The following is a 13,098-nucleotide window of genomic DNA, read 5'->3' as shown; positions in this document are numbered from 1 at the left end:
TTTGCATTCAAATTAAAAATTACAACAATGGAAAACGGAATATACGCTAAATTCAACACAAGCAAAGGTTCGATTTTAGTAAAACTAACACACGATTTAACACCAGGAACCGTAGGGAATTTTGTAGCTCTTGCAGAAGGAAATATGGAAAATAAAGTAAAACCTCAAGGACAAAAATTCTACGACGGATTAACATTTCATAGAGTAATTCCTGATTTTATGATTCAGGGTGGATGTCCTAAGGGAACTGGAACTGGAGACCCAGGATATAAATTTGATGATGAATTTCACCCAAGTTTAAAACACGATCGTCCAGGAGTTTTAGCAATGGCAAATTCAGGACCTGCAAGTAACGGTTCTCAATTTTACATTACTCACGTACCAACTTCTTGGTTAGACGGAAAGCACACTGTTTTTGGTCATGTAATCGAAGGTCAAGATGTTGTTGATGCTGTTGCTCAAGGTGATGCTTTGCAAACTGTAGAAATTATTAGAGTTGGAGAAGAAGCTGAAAAATTTAACGCTATCGAAGCTTTTGTTGGTTTAAAAGGTGCACGTCTAAAAAGAGACGCAGCTTTGAAAGCAGAATCTGAAGCAAAAATGGAGCAATTAGCTGCTGGTTTTGATAAAACAGAAAGCGGATTACGTTATAAAATGATTAACAAAGGAGATGGTAAAAAAGCAGAAGCTGGTAAAACAGTTGCGGTTCATTACGAAGGGTCTTTAGAAAACGGAAAAGTTTTTGATTCGTCTTATCCACGTAAAAAACCAATCGAATTTAGATTAGGTCAAGGTCAAGTTATCGAAGGATGGGACGAAGGTATTGCTTTATTGCAAGTTGGAGACAAAGCTCGTTTTGTAATTCCCTCTGATTTAGCATACGGAGCTTCTGGAGCAGGAGGCGTTATTCCACCACACGCAACTTTGATTTTCGACGTTGAATTAATGGAAGTAAAATAAGGAATTAGAGCAATCTAGTTTTGTTTTAAATAAGAATCCCATTCGCTTGTCGAATGGGATTTTTTTTATATTTACTCAAAATAAAACAAAGCAAAGTAATGAAATCAAAAATTTTAACTCTAACTGCCGTAACGATGCTTTTAGTTTCGTGCGGTACTAAGAAAGCGCCAACTGCTTCAACAGCCCCAGTTGCTCCAGCAGTAACTGAAACAGTAAAAGCCACAGAATTAACTCCAGAATTGGCAGCAGGCAAAAACTTGTATGAAAATAGTTGTGCAAGATGTCATAAATTATATGAGCCAAAGAAATTCTCTCAAGAAGAATGGAAGCCAATTTTGACAAGAATGCAGAAAAAAGCACATTTAGATGACACTCAAATGGCATCAATTTCAAATTATATTACTTCTCAATTATAATAAGTTTAGAAAGCAGATTTAAATGAAACTATTCAATAATTATATTGAATAGTTTTTTTTATGTTTAAAGAAGATAAAAAAAAACACCTTCACAAAATGAGGTGTTTAAAAAGTTAAGAATGATATACAGCCGAATTATCTACAGCAATTACTTTTAAAGTTTTGATACCTGCCGGTAATTCCCAATCTACTTCGTCATTTTCTTTAAAACCAATAATAGCAACACTTAAAGGTGCTAGAATTGAAATTTTAGATTGTTTTAGATCTGCATATGAAGGTAAAACGATTTGAATTTTCATTTGTTTTTTTGCGTTTACATCTTCAATTGTTACAAAAGAATTAATCCTGATAACTGAACTGTCTAAATCGCTTTCCTTGCTAATGACAGCACGATCTAATTCTTGCGAAAGCTGATTTGCTTCTTTTGCATTTGTTGAATTTTTGCTTTTTAATATCAATTCTCTTAAAAATTGATAATCTGTTTTACAGAAAGTTGGTATTGGTTTCATATCTATTTGTATTTATTAATATTGAATATTTTTTTCCTAATTTATATGAATGACATTGGCAACTGTCTCTATTTAAAAATAGAATGTCAGTTGGAAAATAAGGATGAGTAAGGATAATATTTATTCGAAAGCAAGCAGCTCCAAATAAAATAAAAATTAAAATGTGGTATAAATCCTCCGCCTTAAGAAGATATTGAAACAGACGGAGGCCTAATTAATAAAGGCCTTGCTATGTGATATAAAGGCACCAATAATTGGTTTTCTTTTTAAAGAAAACAACAGGATATAAACTGTAATTATTGTTATAGTGCTCACTATGAGAATTGATTATTGAAATACAAAGGTAGGAAAATTTTTCTAAAATATAGAAAACCTTATTTCCATTTGATACTACAGCCAATACTTGGTTTCTGAATTTCATTTAGAGTTCGGTTGTAAATTAAGGCGTCAATGGCGCTTCTTAAATCACTTCCGCTTAACGGAATTCCGTTTCCAGGTCTAGAATCGTCTAATTGACCTCGGTAAAACAATCGATTCTGATTATCAAATAAATAAAAATCTGGCGTGCAGGCAGCATCATAAGCTTTAGCAACTTCTTGATTTTCATCGAATAAATACGGGAAATCTATTTTATTCTGAAATGCAAATTCTGTCATTAATTCTGGTGAATCCTGTGGAAATTTTTCGATATCATTACTCGAAATGGCAACAACCCCAAGTCCTTGTACGCGATAATCATTGGCAATCATAACAATTTCTTTGATTACGTGAAGTACAAAAGGGCAATGATTACACATAAAAATGACAAGCGTACCTTTTGCTCCTTTTAAATCTTCAAATGAAAAAGCATTATTAGAATTGGTATCCTGAAGCTTAAAGTTTGGAGCAAGAGTTCCAAGTGGAACCATATTTGAAGGAGTTCGTGCCATTTTTAAAGAATTATTTACTCAAAAATAACTTTTAAATTCTGGAAAAAGAACAGCACAAGCAGAAAAAAAAATATCCAAAGAGAATTTTACTCGAAATTATTAAACTCTTTGGATATGTATATTAAATTTATGAATTCAAGAACTCAAGTAAATCTTGATTTAATTTGTCTTTTTCAGTGTAAAATAGCCCGTGTGGTGCACCTTCATAAACAAGGAAAGTATTGTTTGCTATAGCGGCAGCAGTTTTTTCTGAACTTAATTCAATAGGAACGTTTTTATCATCATCTCCATGAATTATTAAAGTTGGAACTTTAATAGTATGAAGCTCATCTCTAAAATCAGTATTCGTTAAAGCTTCTGAACATTTTAGCGTAGCTCTAGGCGATGCAAATGAACATAACATTCTGTAATATTCTAACAAAGGCGTACTTAAGGGTTTGTTTATAATATTAACTCCAAAAAAGGTTTTGCCAAAATTTTCTAGAAATCCTATTCTGTCTTCATTAATTGCAGCCGCAGTTGCTTCTCCTTTTTCTTTCGGACGTCCTTCTGGATTATCTTCAGTTTTTAAAAGAAAAGGGATGATTGATGAAATTAATGCTGCTTTTGTAACGCCTTTTCCTCCATGACGACTGAAATAGCGTACAACTTCGCCGCCTCCCATAGAAAAACCTACAAGAGTTGCATTCTCTAATTGCAGCTGTTCAATGATTTCACTTAAATCATCACTTAGTGTATCGTAATCATAACCGTTCCAAGGCTGAGATGATTTTCCAAAACCACGTCGGTCATAAGCAATTACTCTATAATTATTTTGTACTAAAAAGTCTATTTGATATTCCCACATCTCATTAGATAATGGCCACCCGTGAATTAAAATTACAGGTTTTCCTTTTCCGTAATCTCTTACGTAGAGTTTTACGTTTTTTGCAGTTTCTATATATTTATCAGTATTTTGCTCTTGAACATCAAAATCTGAATCTCTCAAAGATTGGGCTGTATTAATAAGACTATTTTCCATTTTACATTTTTTTAGTTAGAATGTGTAGTATATGTAAAATTAGAAGCAGTACTAAAAAAATCAGTTATAGAATTAGTATTTATAATTACAAAATTAATAGGTTTGTAAATAACCTATTTTCAAAACAAATGGATTTAACTTGGAATGAATTTGAAAGAACCGACATGCGTGTAGGAACTATTATAGAGGTAAATGATTTTCCCGAAGCCAGAAAACCAGCCTATCAGCTCACAATTGATTTTGGGGCTGAAATAGGAATAAGAAAATCATCGGCTCAGATTACCAAACGTTATCAAAAAGAAGATTTGTTAAACAGGCAAATCGTATCAGTTGTAAATTTTCCTAAAAAACAAATAGGAAAATTTATGAGCGAATGCCTCGTTTTAGGTGTTGTAGGTGAGGAGGGAGATGTTATTTTATTGGCGCCTGATTTTAAGATACCGAATGGACTTCGTATAGGTTAGTTTACGGTCTCAGTTTACAGTTTACAGTTTCAGTATCAACAGAAGACTGAGACTGTAAACTGAGACTGAATACTACTTTACTTTATCAATCAAATGCTGTAAAATCACTTGTCCTTCTTCCCAATATTTTAAGTCAGAGTCAGAGTTGATGTGGCCTTTTTTTCCGACGTTTACAAAATCACTTCCCCATTTTTCGGCAAAATACTGTTTTCTTTCAAATGAAGCATAGGGATCATTTTCGCTTGCCACAAGTATCGACGGAAATGGTAATTTATAAATAGGCATTGGTGCAAAATTGCGTATAATTTCTGGAGTATGCTGAGGTGAATCTACATCAGCTGGAGCCACTAGTAAAGCGCCAATAATATTTTTGTTATGGTTTGACTCGGCCCAATGCAAAACTAATGAGACAGCTAAACTGTGTGCTATTAAAATAGTAGGCTTGTCTAGTTTAGCAATTTCTTCATTTAATCTTTCAAGCCATTCTTGGCGAATAGGTTCATCCCAATTGTCTTGAACTAAACGAATTGAGTTTTCGAATTTTTTATGCCAAAAGGTTTGCCAGTGTTTCTCACCAGAATTTCCTAAGCCGGGTAAAATGAATAGTTGAATTTCCATTGCCGTGGAGTTTATGTTTATTTTTTAGATTGTTTCTCTTTTAAAATTCGGTTTACTTCGTTTACAAGCAACGGAAAACCTGGTTCAGTCATGCCGTGGCCATATCCGTCTAATTCATATAGTTTAGTTTGTTTGTGGCCAACTAATTTCATCATTCTTGCCATATATGCGTTTTCTTCATAACGGCCCAGCATTTCTAATTCGCGGTCGCCCGTAATTAATAAAAGAGGGGGAGCATCTGCGCGAACGTAAAATAAAGGTGAAAATTCATCTATTGTTGGCTGTGTATCAGGGATTCCTCTTTCTTTTCTGATTTCAAAATGCGTAATACATTGACCGCTGAACGGAATAAGTCCTGCAATTTTATTCGCATCAATTCCTTCTTTCTGAAGGTATTTTTTGTCCAGACCAATCATCAAACCTAAATAGCCTCCCGCAGAATGTCCTGAGACAAAAATTTGAGAAGTATCGCCCCCGTAATTTGAAATAGTATTAAAAACCCAAGCAACGGCTGCAGCAGCATCATCTATAGCTTTTGCAGCTTTTACTTTTGGTGATAGTCTGTAATTTACGCCAATAATGGCAAAACCTTTGTCTTTTAATGCCTCTGGAATTTCTTTGCTTCCGCCGGTTAATCCACCGCCGTGAAACCAAACAATTGTTGCAAAACCTTTTGCGTTTTTTGGATAATAAATATCTAAAACACATCTTTCGTTTATATAACTGTCAGATTTGTTTGTTGCTGCGTTATAATATTGAATGTTTGATTTTGTTTCGTATTCTAATTTCTGCGAAAATGAATTCATGCAGATAAAAAAGAAACAAAGAAAAAGAATTAATTTTTTCATTTTTAGTTTGTTAGAAGTTTTAGGTAAGATGTTAAATGTGAAAAAGAAGCATCTTAAATTCTTTTGTTTCGTTTCACATTTTACAAATAACATTTCACAATGAAATAAATATATAAAAAAAGTCCAAAATGCTGGACATATTGGACTTGTACTTTTCAAAAAGTTATTTGGGACTAAATATCGTCAAAATCAATATCAGTAAAACTAGATCTTTGTCCTTCAGGTTTATCAGAACCGTATTCTTTTTTAAAATCTTTTTGGTGTCTTTCAGAGATTACTTCTTCGCCTTTGTGGTTCAAGACGTATGAAGTCATTTCTTCTAGTATTTCAGCAAAAGCACTAAAATCTTCTTTGTACAAGTAAATTTTGTGTTTTTTAAAATGAAAAGAACCATCTTCTTCAGTAAATTTTTTGCTTTCTGTAATAGTGATATAATAATCGTCAGCTTTAGTAGCTCTCACATCAAAGAAATAAGTTCTTCTTCCTGCTCGTAATACTTTAGAAAAAATCTCTTCTTTTTCTAACATGTCATTTTCTCTCATAATACGTTCTATCATTTTTGGAATTAATAGTACTCAAAAATCATAAAAAATAATCTATTACGCAACATTTAAAGTAATTCTTTTTCCGAAAGTTGTTTTAAATATAACGATGAATAATAACCGTCCTGATTTATTAATTGATTATGAGAACCTTGTTGAATGATTTTGCCATCTTCTAGAATGATTATTTTGTCTGCATTCTTAGCAGAAGACACTCGGTGACTCACAATAATTGTAGTTTTGTCTTTGCAGATTTCGAACAAATTATTAAGGATTGTTTCTTCTGTTTCAGTATCAACTGCAGAAAGACAATCGTCAAAAAGCAAGATGGCTGGATTTTTAATAATCGCTCTCGCAATAGAAACACGCTGCTTTTGTCCGCCTGAAAGTGTAATTCCTCTTTCTCCTAAAATGGTGTCATATTGTTTATTGAAAGCAATAATATTATCATGAACTACAGCATTTTTAGCCGCTTCGATTACTTCTTCATCAGAAGCATTTTGATTGCCAAATTTGATGTTGTTTTTAATAGTGTCTGAGAATAAAAAAGCATCTTGAGGTACAATTCCGATGTTGTTTCTTAAATCATTTAAATTTAAAGTACTTATTTCATTTTGGTCAATCGCGATTCTTCCATCAGTAACATCATATAATCGCGAAATTAAAGATAAAATAGTCGATTTTCCAGAACCTGTCTTTCCTAAAATGGCGAGTGTTTCTCCTTTTTTAACTGTAAAAGTCACATTTTTTAAAGCTTCAATATTAGTATCTTCATAAGTGTAGCTTACATTTTCAAAAGCAATTGAGCCTTGAATATCGGATGAACCGTGATTATTGTTTTTAATTTCTGGTTCGATTTTCAAAAATTCATTCAATCGTTTTTGCGAAGCTTCTGCTTCCTGTACCATTGATGAAACCCAGCCTAAAGAAGCGACCGGCCAAGTCAGCATGTTTACATATAAAATAAATTCGGCAATCGTACCAATATTTTGGATCGTTCCGTTAATGTACATAACACCTCCAAAATAAATGACAACCAAATTACTGATTCCGATAAGCGCAATCATCAAAGGACCAAATAATGATTGTACTTTGGCTAAATCTAAACTTTTCTTTTTGCTTTCATCAGCAAGAGCCACCATATTATTCTGATGCTGATTTTCTAATGAATAGGCTTTTATAACGCGAATTCCTGAAAATATTTCCTGTGAGAAACTTGAAACCTTCGATAAATATTGTTGAAAAGTTGTGCTTCGCTTATTTATTTCTGAACTCAATTTAAAAATACAATAGGATAAAATTGGTAAAGGCAAAATTGTATATAATGTCAGCAAAGGCGAAACGCTATACATATATATAATAACAATGGCAAAACGAATAAACGTGTTTATGGTATACATTACGGCCGGACCCACATACATACGAACTTTTGAAACATCTTCGCTTATTCTGTTCATTAAATCTCCAGTACGGTTTTGTTTGTAAAAGTTCTGTGAAAGGTTTTCATATTGTTTAAAAACCTCATTTTTTAAGTCAAACTCAATATGGCGTGACATGACGATTAAAGTCTGGCGCATTAAAAAAGTTAGAAACCCGGCTACAATTGTAGTTGCTATGATTAGCAGTACGTTATGAATTAAATCTTGACGATAAGAATCGATTATAACTTGAGAAGTTTGTTGTGCTTCAGGAAGTTTATCAAACTTTTCGATAGCGTTTAATGACTTGCTGATGAGCTTAGGAGTAAATAAAGAGAATATTTGTGCGATTATGGTTATTAAAATTCCTAAGGAGAAACTGTATTTATATTTAATGAAATATTTGTTTAAATAGCTTAATTCTTTCATTTTTTTAAGAGATTCAATATTGACTTGATCGAATTTTATGAATTATTCTTAATTAAAAGTATAATAAAATGTAATTTAATCAAAACAATTATATTGTAAAATTGTTATTTTAAAGATAAAAAATTAGCACATATATATTTTTTGTTTAAGTTTGAGATGTCTTTTTGACAAATTCATAATTTATAACTAATAAATACTATCACTATGGATGCAACTTTCGCAACTGGAAAGGAACTTCAAAAAATGGACCCTGTTTTTGGTCAATTATCTTTTGACGATCACGAACAAATTGTTTTTTGCAATGACAAAGATACGGGTTTAAAAGCAATTATTGGTATTCATAATTCGGTTATGGGTCCAGCTTTAGGAGGAACTAGAATGTGGAATTATAATACGGAATGGGAAGCGTTAAACGACGTTTTGCGTCTTTCTAGAGGTATGACATATAAATCTGCTATTACTGGTTTAAATATTGGTGGTGGTAAAGCAGTAATTATTGGTGATGCAAAAACGCAAAAAACACCAGAATTGATGCGTAAGTTTGGTGAATTTGTGCACTCTTTAAGCGGAAGATATATCACTGCTGAAGATGTTGGAATGGAAACTAAAGATATGGATACTGTAAGAGATGTTACGCCTTATGTAACGGGTATTTCTGAAGAAAGAGGTGGCTCTGGAAATCCTTCTCCTGTAACTGCTTACGGTGTATATTTAGGAATGAAAGCGGCTGCAAAAAGCCAGTTTGGTTCTGATGTTCTAGATGGTAAAAAAGTTTTGGTTCAGGGAATTGGCCACGTTGGTGAAGCTTTGGTTGAATATTTAACTAAAGAAGGAGCAAAGGTTACTATTGCTGACATCAACGAAGAAAAATTATATGAAGTTGCTCAAAAATACAACGCAACAATTTATACAGGTGAAGATTTGTATAGTGCGGATGTTGATATTTATGCACCATGTGCAATGGGAGCAACAATCAATGATAATACAGTTAATAAAATTAAAGCTAAGGTTATTGCTGGTGCTGCCAACAATCAATTAGCGGATGAAAACATTCACGGTGCAAGATTGCAGGAAAGAGGTATTTTATATGCTCCAGATTTCTTGATCAATGCTGGTGGAATCATTAATGTGTATGCTGAATTAGAGCACTACGGAAAAGCTGAAATCATGAGTAAGACCGAAAATATCTATAACACAACTTTAGAAATTATCGATTACGCTGTGAAAAACGGAATGACAACACATAAAGCTGCGCTTACAATTGCTCAAAATCGTATTGATGCAAGAAGAATTGAAAACGCTGCTAAGAAATAATTTTTTTAGTTTACAGTCTCAGTCTCAGTTTTCAGCTTATCTGAAAACTGAGACTTTTTTATTTATTGAGTTAAAACTAAAAACTGAGACTGAAAACTGCGACTTTTTTACGATTTAATTTTATTTTAAGGATTGAAATTCCTAATTTTGCAGACTAATTTTTAAATGTTCTTACAAGGTGGTAAATAGAAGACACATACGCGTTAAAGTAATGCAATCCATTTATGCAATGCATCAAAGCGGTTCTGATAATATGGAAAAAGAAGAGAAATTTCTTTTTTACAGTATTGATAATATTCAGGATTTATATCTTATAATGCTTTCTTCATTGATTGAAATCTGCAAAAAAGAATCTGTTTTTTTACATCTTTCAAGCAAAAAACATCTTGCAACTGCTGCAGAACGTAATCCGAATGAAAAATTTATCAAAAACAAAATTTTTCAACTTCTTGCCGAAAGCAATTCCCTTAGTATCGCTCTAGAAAATCGTAAAATCAATAACTGGTCATTAAATGATGATTATATTTTATTGCTTTTAAATGATATCAAGTCAAGCGAATTGTATGCAAAATACATGACAACTTCCACTAATACTTTTGAAGAAGACAGACAATTTATAATTGATTTGTTCGCGGAAGTAATTGTTCCAAACGAAAAATTATATGAGTATTTAGAAGATGATAAATTGACTTGGGTTGATGATATTCCGGTTGTAAATACACATATTGTTAAGCAATTAAAAGCAATAAAAACTGAAGATCCAGACGATTTTAGAGTGCCAAAATTGTACAAAGATGTTGAAGATAAAGATTTCGCTAAAGATTTGTTCAGAAGAACAGTTTTAAACGAATCAATCTTGGCAAAAGAATACGATGATAAAACGCCAAACTGGGACAGCGAAAGAATTGCTGAAATTGATACCATTATTTTGAAAATGGCTATTTGCGAATTTTTAAAATTCCCTTCTATTCCAGTAAAAGTAACATTAAACGAATATTTAGAAATTGCTAAAGAATATTCTACGCCAAAAAGCAGTATTTTTATCAACGGTATTTTAGATAACCTTGTTAAGGAACTTACAGCCAATAAAAAGATGGTTAAAGTAGGAAGAGGTTTGATGTAATATTTTAAAAAGCCAAAAACAAATTTAATAACAAAAATAAAAACTGAATACTATGCAAGATTTAATGAAATTTGCTCCTTATTTACTAATGTTTGTAGTGTTGTATTTCTTCATGATCAGACCACAACAAAAAAGAGCAAAAAACGAGAAAGAATTTGAAAGCGGCCTAAAAGTAGGTGATAAAATAATCACTAAAAGTGGTTTTCATGGTAAAATCGTTGAACTTGCTGAAACAAGTGCAATCATCGAAACAATGTCTGGAAAATTAAAAATCGAGCGTTCAGCAATTTCTATGGAAATGAGTGCTGCTTTGAAAAAGGCTTAATTTTTTCAATTTCAATAAAATTTAAAATCCCAAATTCTAATTTAGAATTTGGGATTTTTTTATTAATCTTGTTGTAATGATTTAGGAAGTATTTGCAAAGTATTAAACCAATCTTGTCATCCTGAGGAACGAAGGATCACACAAGGAATTCCTCAAAGATTGTCGAAAAACGTTGTCGAGCTTCTAGTGTGATCCTTCGTTCCTCAGGATGACAAAAAAAGCGTAAAAAAACTTTTGTTGTTAATATTTGTCCACTCGATGTGACAGATGATCGCTAGACTTGAATAAAACTATCTGTATTTATCATTCAGACCAATATTTGCTAATATCATCGGAATCACTTTCTCGATTCTTGCTAATTTGGTTTTCTCCTGTTTGGCACTTTCAATATATTCTAAAAACTCATATTGTTTGTAAGCGCTGAATTTTTGAAAAGCTTCTGCTAAAGCTGGATTTTTATTCATTTCATTTTCAAGAAGTTCAGAAACTATGGCTTCTTTTTTTGCAGGTTTTATGATTTTTCCTTGTTTTTCGTTTTCGATTGCTTCCGCTATATATTCTAAAACGTCTTTTTCATTAATCTCTTCTTTGGATGTAAATCGCCACTGACGCAAAGATTTTGTTTTGTCTTCCTGAGCATTAATGAGCTTCTTTTTTTCGTCTTTCAGAAAAACTCCGTTAAAAAACCAAATGGTAAAATAATCTTTAAAACCTCCAATTCCAATCACATTTTTCTTGTTGTAAACATACACAGGACCGCCCCATTTTATGGTTTCAATAAGTTCGGTTTTGTCAATAATTGCTTTCAGGTAAAGAAGTTCTTCTTCCCATTGATTGACTTTATTCCAAACGTGTTTTTTGTCAGAAGTTGGTTCCAATTATTTTTTTCTTTTAGGTTTTTCGCTAGCATCAAAAATGCCTGAAATTGCAGTCAATTCGGCAATTTTTACAATAACATCAGTTGCTTTTTGAATACTTTCTGCGGGAACATATTCGTATTTTCCATGAAAGTTATGACCACCGGCAAAAATATTCGGGCAAGGCAATCCCATAAAGGATAATTGTGAGCCATCAGTACCGCCACGAATAGGTTTGATAATAGGTTTAATGTTTAACTCACGCATTGCTTTTTCAGCAATATCTACAATATGTTTTACAGGAAGCACTTTTTCTTTCATGTTGTAATACTGATCTTTAACTTCAGTAATTACAATATCTTCGCCAAATTGTTTGGCATATTTTTTATTGATTTTTTTAGCAATTTTTTCAATTAGATCTTTCCTTTTTTCGAATTTAATCTTATTGTGATCGCGAATAATCAATTCTAAAACTGTTTCTTCGATGCTTCCCGTCAAATGGTGAACGTGGAAAAATCCTTCATAGCCTTTTGTTTCCTGAGGCGTTTCTCCTTTTGGAAGCTCGTTGATAAAATCATTAGCAATCAATAATGAATTGATCATTTTTCCTTTGGCATAACCCGGATGAACGCTTTTTCCTTTGAATGTGATTTTAGCTCCAGCGGCGTTAAAATTTTCATATTCTAATTCGCCAATCTGGCTTCCATCCATTGTGTAAGCCCATTGTGCACCAAATTTTTCAACATCAAAATGATGTGCTCCTCGTCCAATTTCTTCATCAGGAGTAAAACCTATTCTGATTTTCCCGTGTTTGATTTCAGGATGATGAATTAGATATTCCATTGCTGAAACAATTTCTGTAATTCCCGCTTTATCATCGGCACCTAATAAAGTTGTTCCGTCTGTTGTAATAATGGTTTGTCCTTTGTATTGCAGTAAATCTTTAAAATAATTTGGAGATAAAATAATGTTTTTATCAGCATTTAAAATAATATCTTTTCCGTCATAATTCTCAATAATTTGAGGCTTTACATTTGCTCCTGAAAAATCTGGAGAAGTATCAAAATGTGAAACAAAGCCAATTACAGGGACTTCATGATCAACATTACTTGGCAAAGTCGCCATGATATAAGCCTTGTCGTCTATAGTAACATCTTCTAAACCAATTATTTTTAGCTCTTCAACTAATTTATTGGCAAGATTCCATTGTTTTTCAGTACTTGGTGTAGTTTTAGAATTTGGGTCTGACTCAGTATCAATTGTTACATAACTGATAAATCGATCTATAATATGTTGCATTTTTTATTTTTTAGGCAAATATAAAC

At 32.4% G+C, this 13,098-nt stretch carries 15 protein-coding genes; 6 read left to right on the top strand and 9 right to left on the bottom strand.

The window, feature by feature from the left end:
- Positions 1–27 precede the first annotated feature (27 nt).
- Together IR010_RS05480 and IR010_RS05475 are read left to right on the top strand one after the other, a co-directional pair.
- A complete protein-coding gene (locus tag IR010_RS05480) occupies positions 28–960 on the top strand; it encodes a peptidylprolyl isomerase (RefSeq protein WP_194602248.1) in 933 nt (310 codons plus the stop codon).
- A gap of 98 nt (positions 961–1,058) precedes the next feature.
- Positions 1,059–1,376, top strand: a complete 318-nt coding sequence (locus tag IR010_RS05475) for a cytochrome c (protein WP_194602244.1) — start codon at positions 1,059–1,061, stop codon at positions 1,374–1,376.
- A gap of 113 nt (positions 1,377–1,489) precedes the next feature.
- On the opposite strand, the gene IR010_RS05470 is transcribed toward IR010_RS05475, so the two are convergent.
- The 3 genes from IR010_RS05470 to IR010_RS05460 form a co-directional block, all read right to left on the bottom strand.
- Complete coding sequence (locus IR010_RS05470) at positions 1,490–1,885, bottom strand: GreA/GreB family elongation factor (RefSeq protein ID WP_194567189.1); 396 nt, start codon at positions 1,883–1,885, stop codon at positions 1,490–1,492.
- A 374-nt stretch (positions 1,886–2,259) separates the two neighbouring features.
- Entirely contained in the window at positions 2,260–2,814 is a 555-nt protein-coding gene (locus IR010_RS05465; protein WP_029268683.1) for a thioredoxin family protein, read from the bottom strand.
- A 127-nt stretch (positions 2,815–2,941) separates the two neighbouring features.
- Positions 2,942–3,835, bottom strand: a complete 894-nt coding sequence (locus tag IR010_RS05460; protein ID WP_029268684.1) for an alpha/beta fold hydrolase — start codon at positions 3,833–3,835, stop codon at positions 2,942–2,944.
- Positions 3,836–3,963: 128 nt separating this feature from the next.
- Here IR010_RS05460 and IR010_RS05455 point away from each other — a divergent pair, with 128 nt between their 5' ends.
- Positions 3,964–4,299 (top strand): tRNA-binding protein, encoded by a 336-nt coding sequence (locus tag IR010_RS05455; protein ID WP_194602241.1) that lies wholly within the window; start codon positions 3,964–3,966, stop codon positions 4,297–4,299.
- Between the two features lie 72 nt (positions 4,300–4,371).
- Here the strand turns inward: IR010_RS05455 and IR010_RS05450 are convergent, their stop codons facing one another.
- The 4 genes from IR010_RS05450 to IR010_RS05435 form a co-directional block, all read right to left on the bottom strand.
- Positions 4,372–4,917, bottom strand: a complete 546-nt coding sequence (locus tag IR010_RS05450; protein ID WP_194602240.1) for an RBBP9/YdeN family alpha/beta hydrolase — start codon at positions 4,915–4,917, stop codon at positions 4,372–4,374.
- A gap of 17 nt (positions 4,918–4,934) precedes the next feature.
- Complete coding sequence (locus IR010_RS05445) at positions 4,935–5,765, bottom strand: alpha/beta hydrolase (RefSeq protein WP_194602238.1); 831 nt, start codon at positions 5,763–5,765, stop codon at positions 4,935–4,937.
- 173 nt (positions 5,766–5,938) lie between these two features.
- Positions 5,939–6,307, bottom strand: coding sequence for a PUR family DNA/RNA-binding protein (locus IR010_RS05440; protein ID WP_029268690.1), 369 nt, complete (start codon positions 6,305–6,307; stop codon positions 5,939–5,941).
- Between the two features lie 68 nt (positions 6,308–6,375).
- Positions 6,376–8,154 (bottom strand): ABC transporter ATP-binding protein, encoded by a 1,779-nt coding sequence (locus IR010_RS05435; protein WP_194602236.1) that lies wholly within the window; start codon positions 8,152–8,154, stop codon positions 6,376–6,378.
- 204 nt (positions 8,155–8,358) lie between these two features.
- Here IR010_RS05435 and IR010_RS05430 point away from each other — a divergent pair, with 204 nt between their 5' ends.
- The 3 genes from IR010_RS05430 (at position 8,359) to yajC (ending at position 10,916) form a co-directional block, all read left to right on the top strand.
- A complete protein-coding gene (locus tag IR010_RS05430) occupies positions 8,359–9,468 on the top strand; it encodes a Glu/Leu/Phe/Val family dehydrogenase (protein WP_194602234.1) in 1,110 nt (369 codons plus the stop codon).
- A gap of 211 nt (positions 9,469–9,679) precedes the next feature.
- A complete protein-coding gene (nusB, locus tag IR010_RS05425; protein WP_029268695.1) occupies positions 9,680–10,591 on the top strand; it encodes a transcription antitermination factor NusB in 912 nt (303 codons plus the stop codon).
- 52 nt (positions 10,592–10,643) lie between these two features.
- A complete protein-coding gene (gene yajC, locus IR010_RS05420) occupies positions 10,644–10,916 on the top strand; it encodes a preprotein translocase subunit YajC (protein WP_026981843.1) in 273 nt (90 codons plus the stop codon).
- Between the two features lie 290 nt (positions 10,917–11,206).
- On the opposite strand, the gene IR010_RS05415 is transcribed toward yajC, so the two are convergent.
- Positions 11,207–11,794 carry a YdeI/OmpD-associated family protein gene (locus IR010_RS05415; RefSeq protein ID WP_194602233.1) on the bottom strand — a complete coding sequence of 196 codons (588 nt, stop codon included), beginning with the start codon at positions 11,792–11,794 and terminating at the stop codon, positions 11,207–11,209.
- Positions 11,795–13,072, bottom strand: coding sequence for a peptidase T (gene pepT, locus IR010_RS05410; RefSeq protein ID WP_194602231.1), 1,278 nt, complete (start codon positions 13,070–13,072; stop codon positions 11,795–11,797). It lies immediately after the preceding gene.
- Positions 13,073–13,098 lie beyond the last annotated feature (26 nt).

The organism is Flavobacterium sp. MR2016-29 (assembly GCF_015350695.1).
Taxonomy (GTDB): Bacteria; Bacteroidota; Bacteroidia; order Flavobacteriales; family Flavobacteriaceae; genus Flavobacterium.
The sequence above is the reverse complement of the archived record's forward strand: the minus strand, read 5'-3'. Positions and strand labels throughout refer to the sequence as shown.

Bases quoted from the DNA above. Each gene is read 5' to 3' on its own strand.
- IR010_RS05470 (WP_194567189.1), bottom strand. From the start codon at position 1,885: ATGAAACCAATACCAACTTTCTGTAAAACAGATTATCAATTTTTAAGA.
- IR010_RS05460 (WP_029268684.1), bottom strand. From the start codon at position 3,835: ATGGAAAATAGTCTTATTAATACAGCCCAATCTTTGAGAGATTCAGAT.
- IR010_RS05465 (WP_029268683.1), bottom strand. From the start codon at position 2,814: ATGGCACGAACTCCTTCAAATATGGTTCCACTTGGAACTCTTGCTCCA.
- yajC (WP_026981843.1), top strand. From the start codon at position 10,644: ATGCAAGATTTAATGAAATTTGCTCCTTATTTACTAATGTTTGTAGTG.
- IR010_RS05430 (WP_194602234.1), top strand. From the start codon at position 8,359: ATGGATGCAACTTTCGCAACTGGAAAGGAACTTCAAAAAATGGACCCT.
- IR010_RS05450 (WP_194602240.1), bottom strand. From the start codon at position 4,917: ATGGAAATTCAACTATTCATTTTACCCGGCTTAGGAAATTCTGGTGAG.
- nusB (WP_029268695.1), top strand. From the start codon at position 9,680: ATGCAATCCATTTATGCAATGCATCAAAGCGGTTCTGATAATATGGAA.
- pepT (WP_194602231.1), bottom strand. From the start codon at position 13,072: ATGCAACATATTATAGATCGATTTATCAGTTATGTAACAATTGATACT.
- IR010_RS05445 (WP_194602238.1), bottom strand. From the start codon at position 5,765: ATGAAAAAATTAATTCTTTTTCTTTGTTTCTTTTTTATCTGCATGAAT.
- IR010_RS05475 (WP_194602244.1), top strand. From the start codon at position 1,059: ATGAAATCAAAAATTTTAACTCTAACTGCCGTAACGATGCTTTTAGTT.
- IR010_RS05435 (WP_194602236.1), bottom strand. From the start codon at position 8,154: ATGAAAGAATTAAGCTATTTAAACAAATATTTCATTAAATATAAATAC.
- IR010_RS05440 (WP_029268690.1), bottom strand. From the start codon at position 6,307: ATGAGAGAAAATGACATGTTAGAAAAAGAAGAGATTTTTTCTAAAGTA.
- IR010_RS05455 (WP_194602241.1), top strand. From the start codon at position 3,964: ATGGATTTAACTTGGAATGAATTTGAAAGAACCGACATGCGTGTAGGA.
- IR010_RS05480 (WP_194602248.1), top strand. From the start codon at position 28: ATGGAAAACGGAATATACGCTAAATTCAACACAAGCAAAGGTTCGATT.